Genomic DNA, 24,961 nt, shown 5'->3' with positions numbered 1-24,961 from the left:
GGTGGCGCTGCCGCTTTGCAGCGCCCTGCCACCGAGCCTAGCGCGACCGCTTCGCCAGCGCCCTAGCACTTGACACAGCAGATTTTCGATTCTGCTGTACAGCTGTACAGGCTATTCCAGCAATGGCCCGGCGGAGCGCCGAATGGGGAGCAGACTCGAGCAGGAGATGCCCTCCGAGTAGCGCAGCGTCGGCCGCGTCAGCGTCGTACGGCACGAAGGCGGCGATGCTCCGGTCCGGCCCGAAGCGTTCCCATGCCTCGCGGAGAGCACGCTCGGGGAAGCGCCCGAGCGCGCCGCGCCTGATCTTGTTGAAGACGACGTCAGGCGAGGCGTGGGGTACCGCACGTTCCAGTTCGCTCAGTCCCCGCACAAGCCTCGGCATGCCGACGGAGTCGGCCGCACCCACGGCGAGGACACGATCCGCGTTCTCCAGGGCCCGGAGCGTCGCGGCATTGCGGCGCGGCGCCATCGTGTCGAACGAGAGCTCCTCGTCCGCCTCCAGACTGAATCCCGCATCGACGACTACGGTGTCGGCGATCTCTCGGCATCGCTCGAGCACGGCAGCGAACGACGCTGCACGGAGCTCCGGCCAACGGTCCGCGCGTGTGAGTCCCGTGAGCGCGAGCAGCGTCCCCTCGGACGTCACAACCGTCGAGGCGATCCTGCCCAGCGTCTCGCGGTCCAGCGTGCCCTGGTCGGCGAGGCGGCACGCCTGGGCGATACCGGCAGACTCGTCGAGGAGTCCGAGGTGTGCCGCGATACTCGGCCCGAACGTGTCGGCATCGACGAGGACGACGCGCTGCCCCTCGGCAGCGAGCTCCCCGGCAAGGTTGACGGCGATCGTCGTCCGGCCCGGGGAGCCGATCGGTCCCCAGACCGCAATGAGCGAGCCCTGTTGCCGAGCGGCCTCCGCTCGGGCTGGCTCGGCCGGAGGTGCGCCCATCTCGCTGGTGCCTGGCGCGGCTGCGTTCTCAGCACCGAGGTCGTCTCCCGTGGAGTATCCCGGGGCACCGTCAGTGCCACGGCTATGGCTGCGGCTGCCTGGCTTGGCGGCTGGTTTCGGGACCGGTTGGGGCACGGGCCTGGCCCCGGCGAGGGAGAAGGACGACGACGGCGCGCCGCCTCCGCGGGGACCCTCGCGTTGGGCATCGTCGACGGCGTCGCTGAGCGCATTGCTGAGGTCGTCGGCTGCCTCCGCTATGAGCCGAGCCAGTTCCCGGGGCTCGACCGCTTGGGGAGCCGAGCGCACGCCGAGGCCCGCGAGCCGGAGGCGCTCGCCGTCGTCGTCCGCCAGTCCGACGATCGCGACGCCGACCTCTGCGAGGCGATCCACGAAGGTCGCCGTGAGGCTGTCCGTACTGCCGACGACCACCGCCACACTCGCGAGGCCGCTCTGGCATGCCACGATCAGCTCCGCGAGCTCGGCACATCTCCGGACGACGGTGACCGGTCCGTGGAGGCGCTCAAGTCCGCCGACGAGTGCGGTCCCCTCGGCGCCGAGCGTGACCACCGCGATACTCACTGCGCGCGTCCCGACGGGTTCCAGACGAGCGCCACACGGGCCTTGTTGGCCTGCGCCCCGAGGAGCTGCGGCAGCTGGTCCTCGTCGACAAGCACTTGGACGACCGTCTCGCGCGCCCCGCCGAGGGCGGACTGGGCCGTGGCGACGTGGGCGATCTCCGCAGCTGCCGCGATCCGATGTGGCTCGGCAAAGCCGTTCCGGCCGTTCGGCTGGGCGACCCAGACGTCCACCCGCGTTCCGGCTACCGCCTCCGCAGGCAGGGCCTCGGTAATGGTGATCGGAAGAGGCTTGCGGCCCAGCCCTCCCGCTCCCCCGAGGCTCGACGCCGGAACGAGATCCCCCTTGGCGATCCGCTGCACCGCGACCTTGCCGTCGGGCAGGCCCCCAGAGGTGAGATACCGTCCTTCGACGTTGCCGAGCCTCACCTCGACCGCAACGAGCTGATCGAGTCCGACGGATTGCCCGACGGCGATGTCCTCTTTGGCCGCGTACGCAACGATGCTCGTGTCAGCTGCGCGGACGAGAGCCACGACTCCCGCGATCGAGGCGAGGACGAGCAGGATTCCCACGAGCAGTCGAGGATCCTTCCACGACGGCTTCCTGAGACGTGCGGCCGGAGCATTCTCGGCAGTGCTCATGTATGCATACCCCCCATGCATGGGACGATCCCCCGACCGACCCCGTGCCGCGCGGCGCTGCCGCAGCGGCGACGCGATGCCCGTGCGAGGCACCCCGTCACGCGTCATTGTGTCCTATTTGAGACCATCGCCCAACTTCGGGGCTCAGAATGCATCAAAATGTGGATAACTCGATCACACGAGCCAGCGATGGCAGAATATGACCATGCCACGCTTCCTGACGCTCGCCGACGTGTGCGAACTTCTCCAGATCAGTTCCGCACAGGCCTACGCCCTCGTGCGAAGCGGCGAGCTGCGGGCGATCCAAGTCGGTGGTCGAGGCCAGTGGCGCGTCGAAGACGTCAAGCTCGAGGAATACATCCAGGCGAGCTACGCCAAGACCGAGAAGATGGTCGCCGACCAGCGGACCCAGGCTCGCCACACGTAAGCTCGAGGGCTTACGCCGGCGCCGGGGGCTTACGCCGGCGATACGACAGCCACGAGCGCGGCAAGCGAGACGAGCGTCGTCGTGGAGGCCTGGGCACCCCGCGCGTCGACGCGCTTCTGGGCGAGCTCGACGTAGTCCCGGCTCACACCATCGATCGTCCCGGCGACGACGAGCGGATCTCCCGATGGGCCCCCAACGTGGCAGACGACTTGGGCGCGGGCTCGCGCGAGCGCCCGAAGCGCCGAGGCAAGGCTCAGTCCGCGCCGCACCGCTGAGGTCTCTCGCTGCGACCGCCGCCCGAGTCCCGCGACGGTGACGACCCCGGAGAACGGGACGACAAGGCTTCGGCTGCCCGCGCTGAGCGAGAACCAGCTCTCGGCGACGTCGCCGATCTCTCCGCGGAACCGCAGCCCACCGCACAGAACGACGTCGACCGGCGCGCCGCTGTGCCCCCGAAGTCGCCCCTCAAGGGAGATTCCAGCCTGCTCGACCCATACCAGCTCCCGGACCTCGGCCTCGAGTCCCGCCCGGTCCGCCTCGGCAAGCTGGGCTTCGAAGTCGCTGAAGAGCGCTTCCCATCGCATGGGGATAACCCTAGAAACGCCAACAATAGGTGGTCAAAGCAACCAAATTTGCCATAACCAGACAAAGACTGCCTAACATGTCCTCATTCTCGGCTTTACGTCAAACTGCATCAAATGACATGAATGTGCATTGCGGGCGTCTCGGCGCCCCATGTTCTTGGGGGGATCCATGCACAGCAGATCGCAGGCGCTCGCGGGTGACTCGATGGCCGCCTTCGCCATCCTCATGCTCGGGCTCCTCATGGCGCTCGCCGGAAGGGTCTTGGGCGATCGCGCCTCCGGGGAATCGTTCGACGCCCTCCTGGGCCTCGCCTCGAGCATCGCGGGGCTCGGTATCGTCACAGCCTGGCTTGTGACGATGTCGCTCGCCATGGCGTCGGCTCTGCTCGCAGCGGCGGGAAGGCATGGGGCCGCCAGCTGGGCTGGGGCTGCCGCTCCCGCATTCATGCGCCGTGCCGCGTTTGCTGTCCTCGGCGTTGCCCTCGCGGCGGGTCCGGCAGCCCACGCGGCCTCAGGCGACCTCGATCCCGCGTGGCAGCCTTCGTCAGGTGCGACCGCCCACGCGACTGCAGTCGCATCGACTCCGACCGTAACGGCAGCCACGGACTCGGCCGAGGCTAGGACCGCCGACTCCGCCGCGGCTGGAGCTACAGATTCCATCGACGCTGCGGCCTTGCCCACCTCGAGTTCCGAACTGAGCTGGTCCACGACCGCACTGGACCCGGGATGGACCCCGTCGAAGGCTGTCCCGCTCGACGGCGCCCCTGCGGGGAACCCATTGGTTCGCGCAGAACTTCGGCCTACGCCGCCAGGACGCGGCGCGGTGGAAGTCCGTCTCGGCGACACGCTGTGGAGCATTGCGGCACGGCATCTCGGGGCGGGCGCGAGCGTGAGCGATATCGCCGACGCGTGGCCGCGCTGGTTCGACGCCAATCGTGCAACGATCGGGACCGATCCCGACCTGATTCGACCAGGCCTGCTTCTTGTTCCGCCCGACGGCTAGCGCGAGCTTGCGCCAACCCCTTCCGCTCCACCCAGCGCATCTGCAAGCACGCCCATGACCTTCAGGAGGGACCTCGTGAAAAGACCAAGCCTTGTACCCGGCCGGCGGGACAATCAGCCCCCATCAGCTGCGGGCACTGCTGTGAGCCCTGCCCCGGGACCCGATCCGCAGGCCACCGTCGCGAGGCTTCGAACCCATGGGGCACCGCCATCGGCTCGCCCACGGGCCGGCACTCCGCCCGCCGGAAGCCCCGCTGGTGATGTGCCCATCGCTTCTCCGACTCCGCGGCGGCTCCACGCGGTGGGCTCGGACAACGAACGGAAGTGGATTGCGCAGCTTGCGGGCCGCATCACGGGCGCTGCCCTCGAAGTACTCGGGGGGCACCGTCCGGTGCAGCAGCTCGCCGCCTGGATGCCCCGCGATCTCCTTGCGGCGCTGCAGCTCCGGGCGTCCCTCAGCCGGAAGGACACTCCCGGCGCGGCTCCCGAGCTCGCGCTCATCCACCGCGCGACGACGGTCCTCTCCTCCCGAGCGACCATGATCCGTCCCGGAATCTACGAAGCGTGCGCCGTGGCGTCAGACCAACTCCGCTCCCGGGCCGTGGCCATGAGACTCGAGTACTCCCGGGACTCTGGCTGGCGCGTCACAGCCCTCGAAATCGGCTGACGCCCGATCCCTCGCACAGACAGCAGCGCCCCGACTGGCCTCACCGTTCCTCAGGCCACCCCTCGGGCAACCCGCCAACACTGACGCCGACTGATCGCCGCATGGGGCTCCCGAACCGCCTAGCACGTTCACACCGCTACCGGTGCTGACACCGCTACCGGCGGCGGTTCTTGGCTCGGCGGGGAGCCTGCTGCTGACCCGAGTCAGGCCCGCTCGCGGGGCGGCCATTCGAGCTGCGGGCCCCTTGAGAGCCGTTCTGCCGCGCCTTGGCGGAGCGGGCCTGCTCGACGCGGGTCTCGGTGCTGCCGTCCTCCGCGGGGGCGGAATACTGCAGCTGGGCAGGACGCGCGGGAGCGTCGACGCCCGACTGCCCCTGCTCCTCGGTGGTCTCCGCCTGCTCGATCTCGAGGTTGTAGAGGAAGGCCACGGACTCCTCGCGGATGCCCTCCATCATGGCCTGGAACATCCCGTAGCCCTCACGCTGGTACTCCACGAGCGGGTCGCGCTGGGCCATGGCCCGGAGGCCGATGCCCTCCTTGAGATAGTCCATCTCGTAGAGGTGCTCCTGCCACTTCCGCCCGATGACGGAGAGGACCACGCGGCGCTCGAGATCACGCATCGTTTCCGACCCGATCTGCTCCTCGCGGTTCGCGTACACGAGCCGCGCGTCGGAGAGGACCTCCTCCTTGAGCATTTCGACGGTCACGCGCGCCTTGCCGCCCGCCTCCTCGATGATGTCCTGCGCCGTGATGGTCGCGGGGTACACCGTGCGCAGGTTGTTCCACAGCCCGTGGAAGTCCCAGTCGTCGCCGTTGCCCTCGGACGTCGCGGAGTCGATCATCGCGGTGAGCGTGTCCTCGATGAAGAACTGGACCTTCTCGTGGAGGTCATCACCCTCGAGGATCCGCCGGCGGTCGCCGTAGATCGCCTCGCGCTGGCGGTTGAGGACGTCGTCGTACTTGAGGACGTTCTTGCGCTGCTCTGCGTTGCGCCCCTCGACTTGGCCCTGTGCGGACTGGATGGCACGTGAGACGAGCTTCGATTCCAGGGGGGTGTCGTCGGGAAGGCTGCTGGCCATGAGCCGCTCGGCCCCGCCGGTCCCGAAGAGCCGCATGAGGTCGTCGTTGAGCGAAAGGTAGAAGCGCGATTCGCCTGGATCACCCTGACGGCCGGAGCGACCCCGGAGCTGGTTGTCGATGCGCCGCGACTCGTGCCGCTCTGTGCCGAGCACGTACAGCCCGCCAAGCTCGAGGACCTCCTCGTGCTCGTCCTTCACGGCCTTCTGGGCGGCCTCGAGGGCAGCCGGCCATGCGGCCTCGTAGGCCTCCGAGTCCTGCTCGGGATCCAAGCCCCGCGAGGCCAGCTCGGCGACGGCCATGAACTCGGCGTTGCCACCGAGCATGATGTCGGTGCCGCGGCCGGCCATATTGGTTGCGACCGTGACGGCGCCCTTCCGCCCGGCCTGCGCGACGATCGCGGCCTCGCGGGCGTGGTTCTTGGCGTTGAGGACCTCGTGACGCACCCCGGCCTTGGCCAGAGCCTGCGAGAGATACTCGCTCTTCTCGACGCTAGTCGTGCCAACCAGCACGGGCTGGCCGGTCGCGTTGCGCCGCGAAATGTCCTTCACGACGGCCTCGAACTTGACCACTTCGTTCTTGTAGACGAGGTCCGGCTGGTCCGCGCGGGCCATGGGCTTGTTCGTCGGAATCGGGACCACGCCGAGCTTGTACGTGCTCATGAATTCGGCGGCCTCAGTCTCGGCCGTACCGGTCATGCCGGACAGCTTCTCGTAGAGGCGGAAGTAGTTCTGCAGCGTGATCGTGGCGAGCGTCTGGTTCTCGGCCTTGATCTCGACACCTTCCTTGGCCTCGATCGCCTGGTGCATGCCCTCGTTGTAGCGCCGTCCGGGCAGGATGCGGCCCGTGTGCTCGTCGACGATGAGCACTTCGCCGTCCAGGACCACGTAGTCCTTATCCCGCTTGAAGAGCTCCTTCGCCTTGATGGCGTTGTTGAGGAAGCCAATGAGCGGCGTGTTGGCAGACTCGTACAGGTTGTGGATGCCGAGGTAGTCCTCGACCTTCTCGATGCCCGGCTCGAGCACGCCCACCGTGCGCTTCTTCTCGTCCACCTCGTAGTCGCCTTCGCCGAGGCGCAGCGCGATCTTGGCGAACTCGGAGTACCACCGGTTGGCGTCGCCCTGCGCGGGACCGGAGATGATGAGCGGCGTGCGGGCCTCATCGATGAGGATTGAGTCGACCTCGTCGACGATCGCGAAGTGGTGGCCGCGCTGCACGAGCTCGCTTCGGTCCCATGCCATGTTGTCGCGCAGGTAGTCGAAGCCAAACTCGTTGTTCGTGCCGTAGGTGATGTCGGCGTCGTACTGCTTCTTGCGCTCGGCGGGGTCCATGGTGCCGAGGATGCAGCCGCTCGAGATGCCGAGGAAGCGGTACACCCGGCCCATGAGCTCCGACTGGTATTCGGCGAGGTAGTCGTTGACGGTCACGACGTGCACGCCCTTGCCCGTGAGGGCGTTGAGGTAGGCGGGGGCGGTCGCGACGAGGGTCTTGCCTTCGCCGGTCTTCATCTCGGCGATGTTGCCGAGATGAAGGGCCGCGCCACCCATGAGCTGGACATCGAAGTGCCGCATGCCGAGCGTGCGGCCGGCGGCCTCCCGGACGGCCGCGAAGGCCTCGGGGAGCAGGTCGTCGAGCTTCTCGCCGTCTGCGTGGCGCTCCTTGAGCCGGTCGGTCTCCTCGCGCAGCTCGGCGTCGCTGAACCCCTTGAACTCCTCTTCAAGAGCGTTGATGGCGTCAGCGTAGACGCGCAGCTGCTTCAGGATCCGGCGATCGCCGCTCCGGAGGAGTTTCTCGAGAAGGTTTGCCACGTGGCTTTCGCTCCCTTGTCAATGGCGTGGCCCACTACGCCGTGTGCAGTGGGCGTGTTTCAGTCTACGGGAGACACGCACGGCGGCGTATCAGGGTTCCCCGCCCCGCCTGCCGTCTAGGTGACGGGCGACGGGGGCGGCGAGGCTCCCGCTCTCGGCGACCCGGACGCCGTCGAGCCCCAGCCAATCCGCGAGCAGCCGCAGTTCGGACGCCAGCTCGTAGGCCGCGTGCTCGGGCGCCTCGGGCTCGCCGTGGATCGCGTGGACCAGCAGCGCGCCCGCCGCGCGGTCCGCCTTGACGTCCACGCGGGCCACGAGCGTCTCGCCCAGGAGGAAGGGCAGCACGTAATAGCCGTACTGCCGGCGGTGTGCCGGGGTGTAGATCTCGATCCGGTAGTGGAATCCGAAGAGCCGCTCGAGCCGCCGGCGCTCGAAGACGAGGGAGTCGAAGGGGCTCACGAGTGCGCGGCCTGACGCCACCCGCGGAACGCTCGCAGCCGCGTCCTTGTACTGCTTCCCGTCCCAGCCTCGAACGTCGACTTCCTCGGCCTCCCCAGAGCTCACGAGCTCGGCGAGCGCGCGTTCCGTCGCCTTGATGGGGAGGCGGAAATAGTCCGCGAAGCATCTGACGGTCCCGATTCCGTGGGCCCTGAGGGCCGCCCGGGTCAGCTCGAGGGCGGCCGCCTCACGCTCCTCCGGGAGCCCGGTCCCGAGCGTCGCACCCGGACCGATCCCAGCCGCGGCTCCCGGGGCGATCCCGGCACCGCGGTAGGGCGCGGGCAGCACAGCCTCCGTGAGGGTGTATCGCCGCTCGAACGACGGCGTGCGGCCCGCGGAGCTCACGACGCCCTGGGCGAACAGATCACTCACCACGCGCTTCACGGCGTTCCAGTTCCAGCCCCAGTTGTCGTTCCGGCGCTCCTCGATGTGCCCGAGCCGCTCGGTCAGCTGCGCCGAGGTGAGCGGGCGGCTGCTCGCCAGCACGTCTAGGATGCGCGCAGCCAGATCCTCGCGGATCGCCGTCTCGAGACTCCCGGCACCGACCCATGTACGGCTCTGCCAGAGCCGCAGCGCCTCGAAGTGCTCGGGCTTGATGAAGCTCGCTTCGTGGGCCCAATACTCGACCATGCGCCGCGGGCTGCGCGACGCCATGCGGTCCAGGAGCTCGCGGTCGTAGTTCCCCAGCCGGGAGAAGAAGGGAAGATAGTGGCTCCGGACCAGAACGTTGACGGAATCGATCTGCACGAGCTGGAGGCGGTCAAAGGTGCGGCCCACCGCCCTCGTGGTGACGGGGGCGGTGGGCCGGGGACCGATGAGTCCTTGTGCTGAGAGTGCGATGCGGCGCGCCTGAGAGATGCTCAGCGCACTGCCCACGTGCTCTCCTCCCAGCTCATCACGAGTCTCGCCGTCAGTGGACGACAGCTCCTTCGTCGTCGGAGCGGTAGGCGAGGATCCGCTCCTCGACGGCGGTCTCTCCGGGCTCGCAGGCCTGGTCGAGGCTGATGACGCCGTACGTCCATCCGCGACGACGGTACACCACGGACGGCGTGTTGGTGTCCGAGTCGATGAAGAGGTAGAAGTCGTGTCCCACGAGCTCCATGTTGTCGACGGCGTCGTCGAGCGAGAGGGTCGCCGCGGGGAAGACCTTGCGGCGGATCAGGACGGGCGAATCGCCGGCCGGAATGTCATTGTCGACTTCGTAGGGCGAGCTCCCGTCCGACTGCGAGTCGGGCACGTCCATCGCGTGCTCCGCGTAGATGGGCGTGTCCACACTGACCACGGGGAGCGACGCCGTAGCCGTGTTGACGGCGATCGGGGTGTGCTTTCCATGATGGACCTTGCGCCTGTCCTTGGCCCTCCTGAGCCGTTCAAGCAGCTTCCCATAGGCAAGATCGAAGGCCGCGAACTTGTCCGGGGCCGTCGCTTCCGCACGAATCACCGGCCCCCGGCCCGTGACGGTGAGCTCCACGGTGAGCTGATCGCCTCCCGAGCGCGCGCTGGTCTGCTTCGAGCACTTGGCATCCACCCGCTGCACCTTGTCGGCGAGGTGCTCAATCTTCTCGAGCTTCTCGGTGGCGTACTCGCGGAAACGATCCGACACGGTCAGGTTGCGCCCGCTGATCTTGAACTCCATGGTGCCCTCCAGAGATTACTTCGGTCAGCCCGAACTCGGCTCGCTGGGGGCCTACTGCTTGACAGTCGAGCCCCTTTCCGAGCCGCTATCGAGGGGTTCCTCCCAAGCTGGAACCCATAACTGACGTTAGTGGATTGTCACCGTTTGCACACCCCCTCTTGCCCTGAAATTCACTCTGTGTCCGCCGACTGCGAATCCTCGGCGTGTTGATGCTCGGGAACTGGTACGAAACAGATCACGGCGGCCCCGAGCACGACGGCGCCCGCATCCTCAAGCGCGCGTGTCGCCTCGCGGAGCGTCGCACCGGTCGTGAGGACGTCGTCGACCACGACAATCCTCCTCCCCGCGAGCGACCGCCGAGCCCTGCTCCCCCGGACCTCGAAGCTGCCGGCGACCCGTCCGCGCCGCTGGCCACGCCGAAGCGACTTCTGCCCAGCGCCGTGTCCCGCCCCCGTCCACTCGGCGGCAGCGCTCACCGCGCTCGAGAGGAGTTCGTGGATCCTCTGGCGACGGCGGCGCAGCACCGGCGCTCGCGCGGTCCCGCCTGGGAGACGTCCTTCCCGGGACAGCCTCGCGACGAGCAGTCCGAGCGGGTCGAAGCCTCTCCGGACGAAGGCGGCGGTGCTCGTCGGGACGGGCACGATCCACAGCCCGCCGCGAGCCTGAAAGCCGGCGCGTGGAACCCCCGAGCCCACCGCCGCCTTGAGCGAGCGCGCGAGCGCGGAGGCGAGCTCCGCCGCAAGCGCCGGGGTGCCGTGCCTCTTGAAGGCGAGGACCGCGTGGGCGAGCTCGCCCCGGTAGCACCCGGCGGCCACCGCGTGGAGGAGGGGCTCGCCGTCGTACGTCATCAGGCTCGGCGCGTGTTCCTCGACGCGCCGGGGAGCCGCTGTCGCACGCCGAAGGCTGCGAGCGCACGGCGCGCACAGCGGGGTGTCCGGGGCGAGGCACGCCGCGCATTCGACCGGGACGACGAGTGAAAGAAGCTCGGACCACGACTTCAGCGCGGCGGCGGCGAGGCGCCGCACGGCCCCGGCGGGAGGGGCCGCATGCCGCGCGGCGCTCTCTGCAAGTTCCGCGCGATCCATGAATTCTTCGCCGCCCCCTCGTGCAGCGCAGCCCCTGCACCCGCGCTGCCACCTGTTGTCGTTCAGCGCTGCCGCCATTCATCAGCGTTGCCCACGCAGCCAGCACTCCCGCCCGTGTCATTCAGCGCTGCCGCCATTCATGCAGCATTGCCCACGCAGCCCCCACTCCCGCCCGTGTCATTCAGCACTGGTGTAATTCAGCCCCGCCCACGCACCCCAGCACTGCCCTGACTCAGTCTGGCTTGATCGTGCTCACCCGGCAGCCCCCATCGCGCGCCATGTGGGCTGCTGGCGGCGTTCGGTGTGTGGGGAGGAGTAATCAAAGCGACCTCTCAGGCCGGTCCGCCCTTCACCCAGCGAACGCGAGCTGCGAGGCCCCCTTGCCCTGCTCTGTCCACGAAGTCCGGACGAGGAGGAAGATCCCATCCTTGGTCATCGCGTAGATGGACTGCTCGCCGTTGCCCGCCGACAAGGCTTCGATGCCGGCGAGCGGGGAGATCGAACGCGGATCGCCGCCCTGGAGGCTCACGAGCTCCGGAGAAACGGGATCACTGGGCGACGTGCCCGAGACGACGATCGTCGACTCGTCGACCCACAGCGCGATGTCAGCGCTCTTCGAAGTGATCGGAAGCGTGACCGGGTCCGTGAGCGACTTGGGGTTTCCGTCAGGACCGCGAACAATTCCGGCGATCTGGAGGGCCGGCTGCCCGTCGGCCTCGGAGAGGACGAGGACGCGCACTCCGTCGCGCCCCACCCGGAGGGACTTGACCGTTCGTCCGCTCAGCCACGGGGCCGCCACGGTGACGTGGGGAGCGTCCGTTCCGGGCTGCGCGCCCACTGGCTTGTAGGCCACGACCTCGGTCGCTCCCGTGGCCCCAGGTCCTGCGGTCCACACCCAGTCGCTCGGGCTGATCGAGGGCGGGCTGAAGCGCTGCCTCGAGTCGAGCAGACGTGCTGGCTGGCCGGGAATGAGCGAGTACAGAGCCTTCCCGTCGGCGCCGAGGAAGGCATAGAGGTGCTGTTCCGTGTCGCTCGCCGGGGACGACGGGCCGAAGGCCGCGACGGAGCCGAGCCCATCGATCTTCGAAGCCTGCTTCGATCCGTACTGCACGATCTGGTTGTCCGCGATGCCGACCTGCCATGCGGGGACCTTGGGGTCCACGATCGGGTCCGGCAGCTTTCCCGTTGCGGGATCCTCGATCGCCACCTCGGTCTGGTTCGTGCGCAGCGACACTCCCCCCACGCTGGGGAGCGCAGCGAAGGTCCTGACGAGCTGGCTGTGCATGCGCTGCCGGTCCGTGAACGAGGCGTCCCTCAGCTCCGAGGTCAAGTCGACCTGCGCGATGGTCCCCACGATCGGGACGGACTCGCGCTCGAGCCGGATGCTGGGCGGGAACGCGCTGGCGACAGCGGTCTTGAGATACGGCGCGGGACCGGCGATCACGGCGCTCACGAGCGACTTGGCGACACCCGAATTGTCGATGAACCAACGCACGTCCGGGACAAGCACCGCGAAGCTGGGGTCGTAGAAGTAGACAGAGAAGGCGCGGTAGAGGACCTTGAACGTCTCCTCGGGGATCACGGTCCCGTCCGGGAGTTTCGAGACGCGCCACTGCCCGTCAATCTGGCTCACCTCGACGTCGATGGACTGCTTGGTCCCCGGAGGGTACTGCGTCATGATGCCGTCTTGGTCCACGGAGTACGCGACGTCGAGCTCATAGCGGTACGCATTCGGCCTGCCCGCACTCACCACCGACGCACTCCCCCGGTAGACGAGCGTCCGCTGGCTCGGCTTCCAGGAAACCGCGTTGGACGGCGCGAGGAATTGGCGCGCGACGGTGAAGTCGTTCTGGTAGCCCGAGCCTGCGTTGAAGAATCCCTCGATGATCGACTGCGGCCCGGCGCCCGACTGCGGCCCCAACGGGATGTACTGCGGCGCGTTGCCGATCGCGGAACCGCCGTCCTTGCTCGTCCCGACTGCCCCCGCCGTCGGAATCTGCGCGCACGCCGAGACGGTGAGGACGACGGCGAACAAGGCGCCGGCCGCGCCCAGGAGCCGAGACGACCAGGCCCGGGAGAGCCAGGCCCGGGAGAGCCAAGGCCGGGAGAGCCAGGCGAATCGCGAGCGCCTCAAGGGCTTCACTGGCTCTCCCGGTCAGTGCGGACGGGCGTCGCGTTGAGCAGCGTGCCGGTGCCGACGACGATCCCCCGCGTCCCGCCGTGCTCGAGCGGGAGTGCCGCACCGCTCGGCTCGAGCGCAACGGGAGAGCCGGCAATCGTGCCGCCGGAATGCAGCGGAAGCGTGAGCCGGAACACGGAGCCCTCACCACGGCGGCCCCACGCCTGGAGCCAACCGCCGTGGAGCTTGACGTCCTCGGTCGCGATCGAAAGACCGAGGCCCGATCCGCCCGTCTTGCGGGCGCGGGCTGGGTCGGCGCGCCAGAAGCGGTCGAACACGCGCGCGGCCTCGGAGGGGGTCATTCCGATCCCATGATCGCGGACCGCGACTCCGACGGCGTCCGTGTTCGCTGCGATGAAGATCTCGACTCGGTTCCCCTCTCCGTGCTCGAGGGCGTTGAGCAGGAGATTCCGCAGGACCCGCTCGATGCGCCGCGCGTCCATGTCGACGACGATGCTCGACGCCCGGCTGTAGAGGCGGACTTCCGAGCCGCACGACACTGCGATCGGGGCGGCAGCATCAATGACGTTGCGGACGACCGAGACGATGTCCTGGGGCTCGAGGTCCAGCCGCGCGACGCCGGCGTCGAAGCGGGAGATCTCGAGCAGGTCGTTGAGGAGCGCCTGGAAGCGCTCGACCTGGTTGTACAGGAGCTCGGCAGAGCGCTTGTTGATCGGGTCGAACTGGTCGCGCGCGTCGTGCAGCACCTCGGCGGCCATACGGACGGTCGTCAGCGGAGTGCGCAGCTCGTGCGAGACGTCGGAAACGAAGCGCTGCTGCATCTGGGACAGCGTCGCGAGCTGGGTGATCTGCTCCTGGAGGCTCGCGGCCATGTGATTGAAGGACTTCGCGAGGCGCGCCACCTCGTCCTCGCCCTCGACGGCCATACGCTCCTCGAGCTGCCCCGCCGCCAGCTTCTCGGAGACGGCGGCGGCATGGCCCACGGGACTCACGACGCTTCGCGTCACGATCCAGACGATCACGCCGATGAGCAGGATGAGGAAGACGCCTGCGAACCACAGGACGCTCTGCATCTCGTCGAGGGTGTCCTGGGCGGACTGGACGTCGTAAAGCAGGTAGAGCTCGTACACCGTGCCGCCGAAGCTGACCTTGTTGCCCACCGCAATCGCGGGGTGGGTCGTGTTGTCGACCGTGAGCGGGATCGACTCCCAGAACTGCTGCGGCTGCTGCGATCCCTCGACCGCCTGCCGGAGGGACTGCGGGATGTCGTTCTCCGTGCGGAGGTACGACGCGCGGCTGTCCACCCAGCGGTTGCGGGGCTGGTCCTGGTTCGGGACGGCGAGGAAGACGTACTGTCGCGGCGTTCCCGAGTCCCTGGCCTCGAGAGTTGCGAGCGTGTCGTTCACGAGCTTGAGCACGCCCTGCTGGTCGGTGACCTGCGCGCCGTCGAACGTCTCCTGGACCTGGTTCACGCTCTGGCGGGTCTGCTGCTCCGCCTGGGTGAGCCGCTCTTGGAAGAGGCTGTTGGCAATCTGGTTGGAGAGGTAGACCCCGACGCCGAGGATCGAGACACAGGCCAGCACGAGCGTGATGAGCACAGTTCGGAACTGGAGGGATCGCCTCCAACGGCGAACAAACGCCATCCGGATCAGGCCCGGGATTCGGAGGGCCCAGCGGATCACCCGCATGGCGGCGCGCCGAAAACGCGCAAGCGCGATCCACGCGCGCCGCGCGAACCGCCGGACTCTGCGCCGGGAGGGGTGTTCCATGAGTGCCTCGGCTTAGGTCCCGGCTTTGTATCCGACGCCGCGCACCGTGAGGACGATCTCGGGCGCCTCAGGATCGCGCTCGATCTTCGAGCGCAGCCGCTGGACATGGACGTTGACGAGGCGGGTGTCGGCCGCGTGGCGGTAGCCCCACACCTGCTCGAGGAGGAGCTCGCGCGTGAACACCTGCCACGGCTTGCGCGCGAGGGCGACGAGGAGGTCGAACTCGAGGGGCGTGAGCGCGATCGCCGCCTCGCCGCGCCGCACGGTATGGCCGGCGACGTCGATCTGCACGTCGCCGATCCGCAGCGTCTCCGGCGTCTTCGCCTCACCGGGGCGCAGCCGGGCGCGGACGCGGGCCACGAGCTCGGCGGGCTTGAAGGGCTTCGGCACGTAGTCGTCGGCACCGGATTCGAGGCCGCGCACCACGTCTGAAGTGTCCGACTTGGCGGTCAGCATGACGATCGGCACATCCGACTCGGACCGGATCCGACGGCACACCTCGATGCCGTCGAGGCCGGGGAGCATGAGGTCGAGCAGCACGAGGTCAGGCTTCTGGGTGCGGTACACGTCGAGAGCCTCGGCCCCGTCTGCGCAGAAGACCGGCTCGAAACCGTCGTTGCGCAGAACGATGCCAATCATCTCGGCGAGGGCCTCGTCGTCGTCCACTACCAGAATGCGTGCCTTCATGCCTTCCACTCTCCCCCAAGTTTGCCTTGCGGGGCGCTCACGGCACGCCCGCCCAATGCGTTGTTCTATTCTAGTCGGCGCACGCATTCAGCCGGGTTTCAGGCCCGTGTCCTAAAATTCGCACGTGCCACCCCTCTCGACCGCGCTAAGCGCCGTCACGCTAGACCCAGCCGCCCTCATCCTCGCCCTCGCCGCCGCGATCGCGTACGGAATCGGGCTGCGGGGCGCGGCGCGTCAGGGCGAGCACTGGCCGCTCTGGCGAGCGCTGTGCTTCTACGTTCTGGGCATCGTGCCTTACCTCGCCCTCACGTGCGGCTTCACCGGAGCCTATGGTTCGCAGCTGCGCTGGGCCTTCACGCTCAAGATCTCGCTCATCTTCTTCGTGGTGCCGCTGCTCGCGGGGATCGGCCGGCCTTTGGGCCTCGCCCGGGCCGCGCTCGGCGAGGACGGACGACGGCGGCTGGATGCGGTCATGGAAAGCCGCGCCATGCGACTCCTGGGCAACGCCTTCGTCGCGCCCATCCTGGGGCTGGTCCTGTTCGGGACCTTCCTGACGCCGCTGCTCCACACGTACCGGGCCGATCCGATCGCCAGCGGGGCCCTGAGCTTCATCGTTCCCCTCTTGGGCCTCGTACTCGTCCTCCCGATCGTCGAGGGCGAGGGTTTCCACCGCTCGTCGAGCTTCATCCTGCTTGAGTTCGTCTATGTGTTCATCGAGCTCTTGGCCGACGCGATTCCCGGAATCGCGCTGCGGCTCAACGACACCGTGCTCGACAAAGTCACCTCGTGGCCGGCCGGCGCACCCTCGTGGTTCCCGTCGCCGCTGCGCGATCAGCAGCTCGCGGGCGACATCCTGTGGTTCATCGCCGAGATCGTCGATCTCCCGCTCATCATCCTCATGTTCGTGCGCTTCAGCCGGAACGACCGCCACGAGGCCAAGGGCTTCGACGATCTCACCGACGAGGAGATGGACGCGCTCGCCGAAGCGCACCTCCGGCAACGAGGCGAGTGACGCGCTCGCCCGGACAGCCGGGTGAGCGCCGCCGCTCCCGCGCCCGAGGTCTTGGCTTGGTGCTCAGCCCAGCGCCAGCTGATTGACCGCGTCGGTGAGCTTGACGAGGCGGGTGAGTGCCGCCGTCGCCCGTTCGGGGCTCAGCGACGCGAGGCTCCCCGCAGGCGTGAGCCTGACGGCCTCGAGCGCGCTCAGGGGGAGGCCGAGCTGGCGCCACGGCCGCAGGATCCGCTCGGCCACATAACCCGTGCGAGTCTTCGGGGAGGCGTCGAGCGGCATCGCGCCGAGCCAGACGCGCGCTCCGGCCTCGACGGCGCCGGCGAGCTGTTCCCACTGCGGGACGGTGAGGCCTTCGAACGGAAGGGCGACGCCGTTCGCCCCTGCCTCGAGGATTCCTGCAATCGGCGCCTCCCAGGCCTCGGCGGACACGATGACCTCGTCGGCGCCCGCCACCCTAAGCGCCTCGGCGAGGGCGCTCCAAGCGGTGTGCGCCTCGGATCGAGGCACCGAGCGGAGCGTTCGGTAGCCGCTTGCCGTCGGTAGCAATCCGGCGAGGACCCGCGCAGCCTCGGGCTCCGCAAGCTGGACTGTGAGCTTGGCGCCGGGTACTGCCGACCTGACTCGCTCAAGGAACGGACCCACCCCCGCCGCGAGCGACTGGGCGATGTCGCGGCGGGCTCCCACGTCAGCGAGCACGCGTTCGCCGTTGTGGAGATAAAGGCCGGCCATGAGGCTCAGGGGGCCGAGGATCCGGACCTGGAGCCCTTCGGCGTGAACGTCCTCCGCACCGACGACATCGGCGAGGACGTTGAGATCCGTGGCGAGCGCAGACGCCGCATGCACGGCGTCCCTGCCCGGGCGGTCGACGACGCGCCAGCCGTGCGGCTGAACGTCGGCGTGGAGATCAACAAGGAGCGAGGCGGTACGGCCCACAGGATCCGAGCCCACGCCGCGATCCGGGAGCTCGGCGAGGAACGGCAGGTGCGGCGATCCCAGCTCGCCCCGAATGGCCCTCGCGGCCTCGAGCGGATCCGTGCCGGGCCAATCGCCAAGCCCTGTCGCGCTGACCTGTCCGGTCACGCCTCAGGCCTGGCCGGGCGCGCTGCTGGCCCCGTCGGGATCGCCTGCCCCCGGGGAGTCCGCGAAATAGTTGCCATTGACCGTGTCGCGATTCTGCCGGGAATGGTGATCCTCGGAGATGGCCTGGTGGTGCCGAATGACCTCGCTGATGATGAAGTTGAGGAACTTCTCCGCGAAGGCCGGGTCCAGCTGGGCGTCCTCGGCGAGGCGACGCAGGCGCGCGATCTGAGCGGCCTCCCGGGCCGGGTCCGCCGGCGGAAGATGATGCTTGGCTTTGAGCCACCCGACGCGCTGCGTCACCTTGAAGCGCTCCGCGAGAAGGTAGACGAGCGTCGCGTCGAAGTTGTCGATGCTTGACCGGATCGAGAGAAGCTCCTCCATGACGGCGGAGTCCACGTTGCCCTTGAGGGAGCTTGCCGTGGGATCGTAGTCGTGATCGGTGGTCTCGTCGGTCTCGGAACGGCCGTCGGCGCGGTGCTGCTCGGTCATGAGCCCAGTCTATGGGCCGCGCTGTCGGCGGCGCCCGTTGACCGACGCGGCCGCGCAATGTACGGCTTGGGTAAGGCCGGCACGTGGACGGTCCGCAGGCCGCCCGCCGACGTGCCTCGCTTCCGCGAGGTGCTTCGCGCGACTTCCGTGGCCTGCAGAGCGCACGAGACAGCCACACAGACGCCAGGCGCCGACCGGCGCTACGAGAGAGAGGGCCATGATGGAGATCGGGATCCTAGGCAGCGGAACGGTCGGGACGACGCTCGGCACCGCGTTCACGAAGCTCGGACACAGCGTGACGATCGGCTCGCGAGATGCGGCGAAGCCCGAGGCCCTCGAGTGGGCGGCCGCCCATCACGCACACGCCACCGACTTCGCCGAGGCTGCCGAGGCGGGTGAGCTGTTGGTCAACGCGACTTCCGGCACGGCATCGCTCGACGTTCTGCTCTCCGTCGGCGCCGAGGCCCTCGGCGGCAAGGTGCTCATCGACGTCGCCAACCCCCTCGACTTCTCGGCTGGATTTCCGCCCTTCCTGTCCGTCTCGAATCGGACGAGTCTCGCGGAGCAGCTGCAACACGCGTTTCCCTCGCTGCGGGTGGTGAAGGCGCTCAATACGGTCAACGCGTCCGTCATGGTCGCTCCGGAGCGAATTGCCGACGGCGTGCACGACACGTTCCTGGCGGGTGACGACGACGATGCCAAGGCCGACGTCGCCGCCCTCCTTGTCTCGCTCGGCTGGCGCCGCGACAGGATCCGGGACCTCGGCGGAATCACGGCAGCTCGAGGGCTCGAGATGTACCTCCCCCTCTGGGTGCGGCTCATGGGATCCCTGGGCACGGCGGAATTCAACGTCCGGATCGTTCAGGCCGGCGAGTAGCCTTTGGGGCGCCAGTATGGGCCCGGGGCCCGAGTCGTTGAGCGCAACCGACCGCCACGGCGCGCGAAAAACTGACCGTCAGAACGGTGGCGGCGCGTCGGTTTCGGGGTAGGTCGTGTAGTGGCGCCCGGTAGGTGAGGTCCATTGGAGGACGCCGCCCGTTGGCTGCGGGACTTGCTCCGATGGCTCGCCCGAGGCTCGGCGCCTGATTGAACTGTTGAGGTTTCCTGCCGGGGTGTGGTCGCCAGTGTTCGGCTGGTGGCCCGGGGAGCCAAGGGCGGCGCTGGTCGTGCCGGTCTGAGTGACGTGCCAACGGCCGAGGCTCTTGAGGCGGTGGTGTTCGCGGCACAGGAGGGCGAGATTGGCTGCGTCCGTAGTGCCGCCGTGCTGCCATTCCGCGGTGTGATCCGCCTCCGTCGCCGGTGCTGGTTTGTCGCAACCGGGGAAGCGGCACGTGCGGTCGCGGGCCCCCAGGAAGCGCCGAATCGCGAGCGACGGCGTGTAGCGGCGACGTCCGACGGCCAGAGGAGCTCCGTTTGACGGGTCGACGAACATCGTGGTCCACGTCGCGGCCTCGGCCGCCAAGGCCCGAGCGGCCTCCGCGTCAAGTGGTCCGTACCCAAGGATCTCGCCGGGGGTCTCGGACTCCCGGGTCAGCGTCCGTGCCGGGACAGTCACCACGACCTCCATCCGCACTCCGGATCCGGCTCTGGCTCCGGATCCGGCTCCGCTCAGGCGCTCGGGCCCCGGCACCCGCCCCTGAGCGGACCCGAACGCGGCCGCAGAGGCGGCGAAGTCGCCAGAGACATGGTCAGAGCCGTGGGCCAAGGCGTCGGCGGACAACCCTGCGCGTTCGTTGAAAGTGTCCTCACCCCGAACCGTTGGCACCGGTTCTGGTGCAGGAACCGTGGTGCCAGGGACGAACGTGGTGCCGTGGGCGAGCAGGTCCCGAAAGACGTCGGCCCGGAGTTGAGACACGCCCCGCTGCTCCCTTGGGCCCTGAAGGCCACGGGCGAGCGCCTCGAGCCGAGCGTCGATCGCCGCACCCGCCTCCAGGGGAAGGTACGCCGAGATCCAGCACATCCCGTCCCGTGTGGATTCGAGGTCGACCCTTCGGAAAGAGGCAGCCCGTTCCTTCCGGGCAGCCAGCGGCTCGGAGTGGAAGTCCTCCGCCAAGCGCCGCAACCTTCGCGCGAGCGCAGCCGGTGAGGGAGCCCTGTCTGGGTCCTTCGGGCACGCGATGCGCACGGCGGCCTCGGCGAAGGCGGCGTCCTTCCCGGGGGCCAGAATTGCAGCGTGTTCGGCCACGGCCCGCGCCCGTCGGCGATCCAGACGCCCGGCGCCCAGCGCCTCCAAGACCGGGGACAGCGCAGGATCGGCCAGGGCCAACGCGTCGTCGACCATGGCTCGTCCCGCGCGCTGAGACACGTTGAGCGCCGCCGCGACCTCCGCAGCAGCGAGCGATGGTGCCTCCGCCGCTTCGAGGGGGTCCCTTGCCGCGCCGCGGAAGTACTCACACAACTGCGAGACCGCATAAGCCCGGACCGCATGGATTCGCGCCTCAGCCTCTTCGAGCCCCCGAATCGTGTCCACGAGACCACCCGCGAACTGAGCGCGCGCCTCGAACAAGACCGCCCCAGGAGAGGCTGCCTCGGATACGGCCTCAGCAGGGCCAGAACCAGCGTCGGCATCGCCAGAGTCGGGTTCGGCTTCTCGGAACCCGGCCGCCCCGGACTCGGCCTCGGCATCGCCGGAACCAGTCTCGGCATCGCCGGAATCGGGCTCCCCGGACCCGGCCTCAGCATCGCCAAAACCGGCCTCGGCATCCGCGGCCACCGCGACAGGGTCATGTGCAGCGCTCGCTGCCGAGCCGGCACCGCCGATCGCCTCGTCGGCGACTTCGGCGCCGTCGTCGGACGGCTCCTCCCCCAGGTTCTCCCCCATGAACCAACCCTCGCATCCGCCACCGACAAAATAAGCGCCGAGCCCGGACAAAAGCCGAGGACGACGGCGGCAGGTGACCTGCCGCCGTCGTCCTCGGATTGGTGCCGGCTCGCTGCCGGCGGGGGCTCAGCTGCCCAGAAGCGCCCGGTGCGCCTTCCGGCGCTCGGCCTGCTCGACCGGATCCGGAACCGGAAGCGACGCGATGAGCCGCTTCGTGTACTCGTCCTTCGGCGCGCTCATGACGCGGCTGCCGATTCCCTGCTCGACGAGCTTGCCCTTGTACAGCACTCCGACCCAGTGGCTGAGCTGGTCGACCACCGCGAGGTCGTGGCTGATGAAGAGCGCCGCGAAGCCCAGCTCCTCCTGGATCTCTCGGAACAGCTCGAGCACCTTCGCCTGGACGGAGACGTCGAGGGCGGAGGTGGGCTCGTCGGCCACGAGAAGGCGCGGCTCGAGCGCGAGGGCGCGCGCAAGCGAGGCACGCTGACGCTGGCCGCCGGAGAGCTCGTGCGGGTAGCGCGACGCGTACGTCGCCGGGAGCTGCACCGACTCGAGCAGCTCGCCCACTCGCCGGCGGATCTGTGCCGGCTCGAGGTTCAGATGCACCACGAGCGGTTCGGCCACGCACTCGCCGATGGTCAGCTGCGGGTTGAAGGACGCCGCCGGGTCCTGGAACACAAAGCCGATCTCCTTGCGCAGCGGACGGAACCCCCGCTCGCGGAAGCCGACCATCTCATGCCCGAGGACCTTGAGGCTTCCACCCGTGGCCCGGTTGAGGCCTGCAATCGCGCGGCCGATCGTCGTCTTGCCCGACCCCGATTCGCCGACGAGGCCGAAGACCTCGCCCGCAGACACGGTGAGCGAGACGCCGTCGACGGCCCGGAAGGCCGGCGAGCCCAAGCGCCCCGGGTAGACGATCTCGAGGTCCTTCGCCTCGACGAGCACCTCGCCGCCCTGCCGGAGGCGCTCAGTCGCGCCTTCCGAGGCCGAGTCGCGTCCCAGGTGCGGAACGGCCGCGAGCAGTCGGCGCGTGTAGTCCTCGCGCGGCTCGGCGAACAGCGTCCTGACCGGCGCCTCCTCGACGACCTCGCCCTGGTACATGACCACGACGCGGTCAGCGAGGTCCGCGACCACGCCCATGTTGTGGGTGATGAGCACGATCGAGGTCCCGTACAGGTCGCGCAGGTCGCGCAGGAGCTCAAGGATCTCCGCCTGCACCGTGACGTCGAGGGCCGTGGTCGGCTCGTCGGCGACGATGAGCTCGGGATCGAGCGCGAGCGCGGCCGCAATGACCACACGCTGCTTCTGGCCACCCGAGAACTGGTGCGGGTAGTAGTCGACGCGCTTCTCCGGGTCGGGGATGCCGACCTTCTTGAGCGCCTCGATGGCACGCTCGCGGGCCTCCTTCCGCGACACCTTGTGGCCGTCCCGGCCGCGGTGCGCCCGGATGCCCTCGGCGATCTGCCACCCCACCGTGAAGACCGGGTTGAGTGCCGTGGACGGTTCCTGGAACACCATGGCGACATCGCGGCCCCGCAGCTCGCGCAGCTTGGACGCCGAGATCGAGACAACGTTCTGCCCGTTGATGACGACGGCGCCCGAGCTCGTGGCCGTCTCCGGCAGCAGGCCGAGGATCGTCTTGGCGGTCACCGTCTTGCCGGAGCCGGATTCACCGACGACGGCGACGACCTCGCCTGCCTTGACGTCGAGGCTCACGCCGCGGACGGCCCTCACCTCGCCGGCATCCGTCGCGAACGAGACCGCGAGACGGTCGATGTCCAGTACGGTCTCCGCGGGGCCCGCGGGCCGCACGTCGAGCTGCTCGCTCATGCCTGGCCTCCTTCATGGCCGGTCGAGCCGGCCGCCGGGCCGGCTTCCGGGCCAGCCTCAGTGCTCTTCGCGTGACCGGCTGCCTCGCCCGCCGAAGCCCCGGGCGAGGGCTTCGCGCCCTTGGCGCCGGCCGCCGTCGTCCGCTTGCGTCCGCGCGCACGGAGGCGCGAATCCGAGAGGTCGTTCATGCTCTCGCCCACGAGCGTGAGCCCGAGGACGGTCAGCACGATCGCGATGCCCGGGAAGACGCCCGTCCACCAGATGCCCGCGGTGACGTCGCTCAGGGCCTTGTTGAGGTCGAAGCCCCACTCCGATGCGCTCGTCGGCTCGATGCCGAAACCGAGGAAGCCGAGCCCCGCGAGGGTCAGGATGGCCTCGGAGGCGTTGAGCGTGAAGATGAGCGGGATGCTGCGCGTCGCGTTGCGGAAGATGTGCCGCGCCATGATCCGCCAGCTCGAGGCGCCGATGACCTTCGCGGACTCGACGAACGGCTCCGCCTTGAGGCGGATCGCCTCGGCGCGCACCACGCGGAAGTACTGCGGGATGAACACCACCGTGATCGAGATCGCTGCCGCGAGGATGCCGCCCCATAGGCTCGACTGGCCGTGGCTGATGACGATCGACATGACGATCGCGACGAGGAGGGACGGGAACGCGTACACCGCGTCCGCGACGACCACGAGGATGCGGTCGAGCCAGCCGCCGATGTACCCCGAAGCGAGGCCGAGGGCCACACCCGCGAAGATCGAGAGCGCGACGGCGACGACGATCACGAGGATGGCGGTCTGGGCGCCCCACACGACGCGGGAGAACACGTCGAAGCCGCCGACCGTGGTCCCCCAGATGTGCTTCGCACTCGGCGGTTCCTGGGTCGGGAAGTCGCCGCTCGAGTCAGAGATCTGCGAGAAGCCGAACGGCGCGATGAGCGGGGCGAAGATCGCGAGCAGCACGAAGATGCCTGTCAGGATCAGACCCGTGACAAGCATGGTCCGCTGGATGCCCACGCTGTTCAGGACGTGGGAGAGCACAGGGAGGCGAACCCACAGGGGCTCGCGGCGCTCAATCTGTGGGACAGTCTGGGTGCTCATCAGTACCTCACCCTCGGGTCGATCAGCGCGGCGATGACGTCCACGATGAAGTTGGTCACGGCCACGATCACGGCGAGCAGCACGACGATGCCCTGCACGGCGACGAAGTCGCGGGCCGTGAGGTACTGGGCGAGCTGGAAGCCGAGACCCTTCCACTCGAACGTGGTCTCGGTGAGGACTGCGCCTCCCAGAAGAAGCGCGATCTGCAGGCCCATGACCGTGATGATCGGGATGAGGGCGGGCTTGTAGGCGTGGCGGGTCACGAGCCGGAACTCGCTCACGCCGCGCGAACGCCCGGCTTCGACGTAGTCCTTGCCGAGCGTGCCGATGAGGTTGGTCCGGACGAGGCGCAGGAACACGCCGGCCGTGAGCAGGCCGAGCGTGATGGCCGGCAGGATCGCGTGGGCCTCGACGTCCCAGAACGCGGCGAGGTTACCGCTCCGGAGCGCGTCGAGCCAGTAGATCCCGGTCGGCGCCCCGAGGCCCGTGAGGGAGATCTCGGTCGTCGTGGACGCGCGCCCCGCGACGGGCAGCCAGCCGAGCCACACCGAGAAGATGAGCTTGAGCAGGAGGCCCGCGAAGAAGACAGGCGTCGCATAGCTCAGGATCGCGAAGATGCGCAGGCCCGCGTCCGCAGTCTTGTCGCGGCGGTGCGCAGCGATCATGCCGAGGGGGATGCCGACGAGGAACGCGACGATGAGCGAGTTGACCGCGAGCTCGAGCGTCGCGGTGCCGAACGTCGCGAGCATCTCGGTCACGGCACGGTTGTCCGAGATGGTGCGGCCGAAGTTCCCCGTGAAGACCTGGCCGAGGTATTCGAAGTACTGGATCAGGATGGGCCGATCGTAGCCGGCCTCGTGGATTCTCTCGGCGAGCTGGTCGGCCGGGAGACGGCCGCCGAGCGCGGCCGTGATGGGGTCACCGGTGATCCTCATGAGGAAGAAGACCATCGTGACGAGGATGAGGATTGTCGGGAAGATCAGGAGGAAGCGGATCACGAGATAGGTCGCGAGCCCCCCGCCCGTCTTGCGCTTCAAAGCAGCGGGGGTTGGTACGCCCGCGGCCTCTGGGGGTGTTTCGGTCAGTGCAGTCATTGGGGGTG

The 24,961-nt window shown here is 68.7% G+C and carries 21 protein-coding genes; 5 read left to right on the top strand and 16 right to left on the bottom strand.

Annotated features, from left to right (window positions below; genetic code table 11):
- Positions 1-37: 37 nt before the first annotated feature.
- Both E6A26_RS17830 and E6A26_RS02580 read right to left on the bottom strand, forming a co-directional pair.
- Positions 38-1,522 carry an AAA family ATPase gene (locus E6A26_RS17830; protein ID WP_234864926.1) on the bottom strand — a complete coding sequence of 495 codons (1,485 nt, stop codon included), beginning with the start codon at positions 1,520-1,522 and terminating at the stop codon, positions 38-40.
- A complete protein-coding gene (locus tag E6A26_RS02580) occupies positions 1,519-2,160 on the bottom strand; it encodes an SAF domain-containing protein (RefSeq protein ID WP_136609628.1) in 642 nt (213 codons plus the stop codon). The genes E6A26_RS17830 and E6A26_RS02580 overlap by 4 nt, the downstream gene beginning before the upstream one ends.
- Before the next feature lie 205 nt (positions 2,161-2,365).
- Here E6A26_RS02580 and E6A26_RS02575 point away from each other — a divergent pair, with 205 nt between their 5' ends.
- The gene (locus E6A26_RS02575; protein ID WP_136609627.1) at positions 2,366-2,587 is read left to right on the top strand and encodes a helix-turn-helix domain-containing protein; all 222 of its coding nucleotides are present in this window, start codon (positions 2,366-2,368) and stop codon (positions 2,585-2,587) included.
- A gap of 29 nt (positions 2,588-2,616) precedes the next feature.
- On the opposite strand, the gene E6A26_RS02570 is transcribed toward E6A26_RS02575, so the two are convergent.
- Entirely contained in the window at positions 2,617-3,171 is a 555-nt protein-coding gene (locus E6A26_RS02570) for a hypothetical protein (RefSeq protein WP_136609626.1), read from the bottom strand.
- A 169-nt stretch (positions 3,172-3,340) separates the two neighbouring features.
- Here E6A26_RS02570 and E6A26_RS02565 point away from each other — a divergent pair, with 169 nt between their 5' ends.
- On the top strand, positions 3,341-4,174 hold the full coding sequence (locus tag E6A26_RS02565; protein WP_136609625.1) for a LysM peptidoglycan-binding domain-containing protein: 834 nt from the start codon (positions 3,341-3,343) through the stop codon (positions 4,172-4,174).
- Positions 4,175-4,435: 261 nt separating this feature from the next.
- Positions 4,436-4,840, top strand: a complete 405-nt coding sequence (locus E6A26_RS17825) for an Rv3235 family protein (protein WP_234864924.1) — start codon at positions 4,436-4,438, stop codon at positions 4,838-4,840.
- A 154-nt stretch (positions 4,841-4,994) separates the two neighbouring features.
- On the opposite strand, the gene secA is transcribed toward E6A26_RS17825, so the two are convergent.
- The 7 genes from secA to mtrA form a co-directional block, all read right to left on the bottom strand.
- A complete protein-coding gene (gene secA, locus E6A26_RS02555; RefSeq protein WP_136609624.1) occupies positions 4,995-7,724 on the bottom strand; it encodes a preprotein translocase subunit SecA in 2,730 nt (909 codons plus the stop codon).
- A 90-nt stretch (positions 7,725-7,814) separates the two neighbouring features.
- The gene (locus tag E6A26_RS02550; protein WP_136609623.1) at positions 7,815-9,098 is read right to left on the bottom strand and encodes a winged helix-turn-helix domain-containing protein; all 1,284 of its coding nucleotides are present in this window, start codon (positions 9,096-9,098) and stop codon (positions 7,815-7,817) included.
- A 34-nt stretch (positions 9,099-9,132) separates the two neighbouring features.
- Entirely contained in the window at positions 9,133-9,858 is a 726-nt protein-coding gene (hpf, locus tag E6A26_RS02545) for a ribosome hibernation-promoting factor, HPF/YfiA family (protein WP_136609622.1), read from the bottom strand.
- Between the two features lie 170 nt (positions 9,859-10,028).
- Entirely contained in the window at positions 10,029-10,943 is a 915-nt protein-coding gene (locus tag E6A26_RS02540) for a ComF family protein (RefSeq protein ID WP_168928652.1), read from the bottom strand.
- Between the two features lie 349 nt (positions 10,944-11,292).
- Positions 11,293-13,086 carry an LpqB family beta-propeller domain-containing protein gene (locus E6A26_RS02535; RefSeq protein ID WP_234864922.1) on the bottom strand — a complete coding sequence of 598 codons (1,794 nt, stop codon included), beginning with the start codon at positions 13,084-13,086 and terminating at the stop codon, positions 11,293-11,295.
- Positions 13,083-14,852, bottom strand: coding sequence for an MtrAB system histidine kinase MtrB (mtrB, locus tag E6A26_RS02530; RefSeq protein ID WP_136609620.1), 1,770 nt, complete (start codon positions 14,850-14,852; stop codon positions 13,083-13,085). The genes E6A26_RS02535 and mtrB overlap by 4 nt, the downstream gene beginning before the upstream one ends.
- Before the next feature lie 12 nt (positions 14,853-14,864).
- Complete coding sequence (gene mtrA / locus E6A26_RS02525; protein ID WP_136609619.1) at positions 14,865-15,539, bottom strand: MtrAB system response regulator MtrA; 675 nt, start codon at positions 15,537-15,539, stop codon at positions 14,865-14,867.
- 124 nt (positions 15,540-15,663) lie between these two features.
- On the opposite strand from mtrA, the gene E6A26_RS02520 reads away from it, so the two are divergent.
- The gene (locus E6A26_RS02520) at positions 15,664-16,551 is read left to right on the top strand and encodes a cytochrome c oxidase assembly protein (RefSeq protein ID WP_136609618.1); all 888 of its coding nucleotides are present in this window, start codon (positions 15,664-15,666) and stop codon (positions 16,549-16,551) included.
- Positions 16,552-16,614: 63 nt separating this feature from the next.
- On the opposite strand, the gene E6A26_RS02515 is transcribed toward E6A26_RS02520, so the two are convergent.
- Both E6A26_RS02515 and E6A26_RS02510 read right to left on the bottom strand, forming a co-directional pair.
- A complete protein-coding gene (locus tag E6A26_RS02515; protein ID WP_136609617.1) occupies positions 16,615-17,631 on the bottom strand; it encodes a uroporphyrinogen decarboxylase/cobalamine-independent methonine synthase family protein in 1,017 nt (338 codons plus the stop codon).
- Positions 17,632-17,634: 3 nt separating this feature from the next.
- Positions 17,635-18,120 (bottom strand): chorismate mutase, encoded by a 486-nt coding sequence (locus E6A26_RS02510; RefSeq protein ID WP_136609616.1) that lies wholly within the window; start codon positions 18,118-18,120, stop codon positions 17,635-17,637.
- A 217-nt stretch (positions 18,121-18,337) separates the two neighbouring features.
- Here E6A26_RS02510 and E6A26_RS02505 point away from each other — a divergent pair, with 217 nt between their 5' ends.
- Positions 18,338-18,997 carry an NADPH-dependent F420 reductase gene (locus E6A26_RS02505; protein WP_327407151.1) on the top strand — a complete coding sequence of 220 codons (660 nt, stop codon included), beginning with the start codon at positions 18,338-18,340 and terminating at the stop codon, positions 18,995-18,997.
- A gap of 78 nt (positions 18,998-19,075) precedes the next feature.
- On the opposite strand, the gene E6A26_RS02500 is transcribed toward E6A26_RS02505, so the two are convergent.
- From E6A26_RS02500 to E6A26_RS02485, 4 genes are all read right to left on the bottom strand, one after another.
- On the bottom strand, positions 19,076-20,941 hold the full coding sequence (locus tag E6A26_RS02500) for an HNH endonuclease signature motif containing protein (protein WP_136609615.1): 1,866 nt from the start codon (positions 20,939-20,941) through the stop codon (positions 19,076-19,078).
- Positions 20,942-21,067: 126 nt separating this feature from the next.
- Positions 21,068-22,771, bottom strand: coding sequence for a dipeptide ABC transporter ATP-binding protein (locus E6A26_RS02495; protein WP_136609614.1), 1,704 nt, complete (start codon positions 22,769-22,771; stop codon positions 21,068-21,070).
- On the bottom strand, positions 22,768-23,859 hold the full coding sequence (locus tag E6A26_RS02490) for an ABC transporter permease (RefSeq protein ID WP_136609613.1): 1,092 nt from the start codon (positions 23,857-23,859) through the stop codon (positions 22,768-22,770). Before E6A26_RS02490 ends, E6A26_RS02495 begins: the two co-directional genes overlap by 4 nt.
- Positions 23,859-24,953 carry an ABC transporter permease gene (locus E6A26_RS02485; RefSeq protein ID WP_136609612.1) on the bottom strand — a complete coding sequence of 365 codons (1,095 nt, stop codon included), beginning with the start codon at positions 24,951-24,953 and terminating at the stop codon, positions 23,859-23,861. The genes E6A26_RS02490 and E6A26_RS02485 overlap by 1 nt, the downstream gene beginning before the upstream one ends.
- Between the last annotated feature and the right edge of the window lie 8 nt (positions 24,954-24,961).

The sequence above is a fragment of the Sinomonas albida genome (genome assembly GCF_004919045.1).
GTDB lineage: Bacteria > Actinomycetota > Actinomycetes > Actinomycetales > Micrococcaceae > Sinomonas > Sinomonas albida.
The sequence above is the reverse complement of the archived record's forward strand: the minus strand, read 5'-3'. Positions and strand labels throughout refer to the sequence as shown.

What these genes read in the sequence shown, in the direction of transcription:
- E6A26_RS02580 (WP_136609628.1), bottom strand. Translation starts at nt 2,160, where the DNA reads ATGAGCACTGCCGAGAATGCTCCGGCCGCACGTCTCAGGAAGCCGTCG.
- E6A26_RS02575 (WP_136609627.1), top strand. Translation starts at nt 2,366, where the DNA reads ATGCCACGCTTCCTGACGCTCGCCGACGTGTGCGAACTTCTCCAGATC.
- E6A26_RS02570 (WP_136609626.1), bottom strand. Translation starts at nt 3,171, where the DNA reads ATGCGATGGGAAGCGCTCTTCAGCGACTTCGAAGCCCAGCTTGCCGAG.
- E6A26_RS02565 (WP_136609625.1), top strand. Translation starts at nt 3,341, where the DNA reads ATGCACAGCAGATCGCAGGCGCTCGCGGGTGACTCGATGGCCGCCTTC.
- hpf (WP_136609622.1), bottom strand. Translation starts at nt 9,858, where the DNA reads ATGGAGTTCAAGATCAGCGGGCGCAACCTGACCGTGTCGGATCGTTTC.
- E6A26_RS02540 (WP_168928652.1), bottom strand. Translation starts at nt 10,943, where the DNA reads ATGGATCGCGCGGAACTTGCAGAGAGCGCCGCGCGGCATGCGGCCCCT.
- mtrB (WP_136609620.1), bottom strand. Translation starts at nt 14,852, where the DNA reads ATGGAACACCCCTCCCGGCGCAGAGTCCGGCGGTTCGCGCGGCGCGCG.
- mtrA (WP_136609619.1), bottom strand. Translation starts at nt 15,539, where the DNA reads ATGAAGGCACGCATTCTGGTAGTGGACGACGACGAGGCCCTCGCCGAG.
- E6A26_RS02510 (WP_136609616.1), bottom strand. Translation starts at nt 18,120, where the DNA reads ATGACCGAGCAGCACCGCGCCGACGGCCGTTCCGAGACCGACGAGACC.
- E6A26_RS02505 (WP_327407151.1), top strand. Translation starts at nt 18,338, where the DNA reads ATGATGGAGATCGGGATCCTAGGCAGCGGAACGGTCGGGACGACGCTC.
- E6A26_RS02500 (WP_136609615.1), bottom strand. Translation starts at nt 20,941, where the DNA reads ATGGGGGAGAACCTGGGGGAGGAGCCGTCCGACGACGGCGCCGAAGTC.
- E6A26_RS02495 (WP_136609614.1), bottom strand. Translation starts at nt 22,771, where the DNA reads ATGAGCGAGCAGCTCGACGTGCGGCCCGCGGGCCCCGCGGAGACCGTA.
- E6A26_RS02490 (WP_136609613.1), bottom strand. Translation starts at nt 23,859, where the DNA reads ATGAGCACCCAGACTGTCCCACAGATTGAGCGCCGCGAGCCCCTGTGG.
- E6A26_RS02485 (WP_136609612.1), bottom strand. Translation starts at nt 24,953, where the DNA reads ATGACTGCACTGACCGAAACACCCCCAGAGGCCGCGGGCGTACCAACC.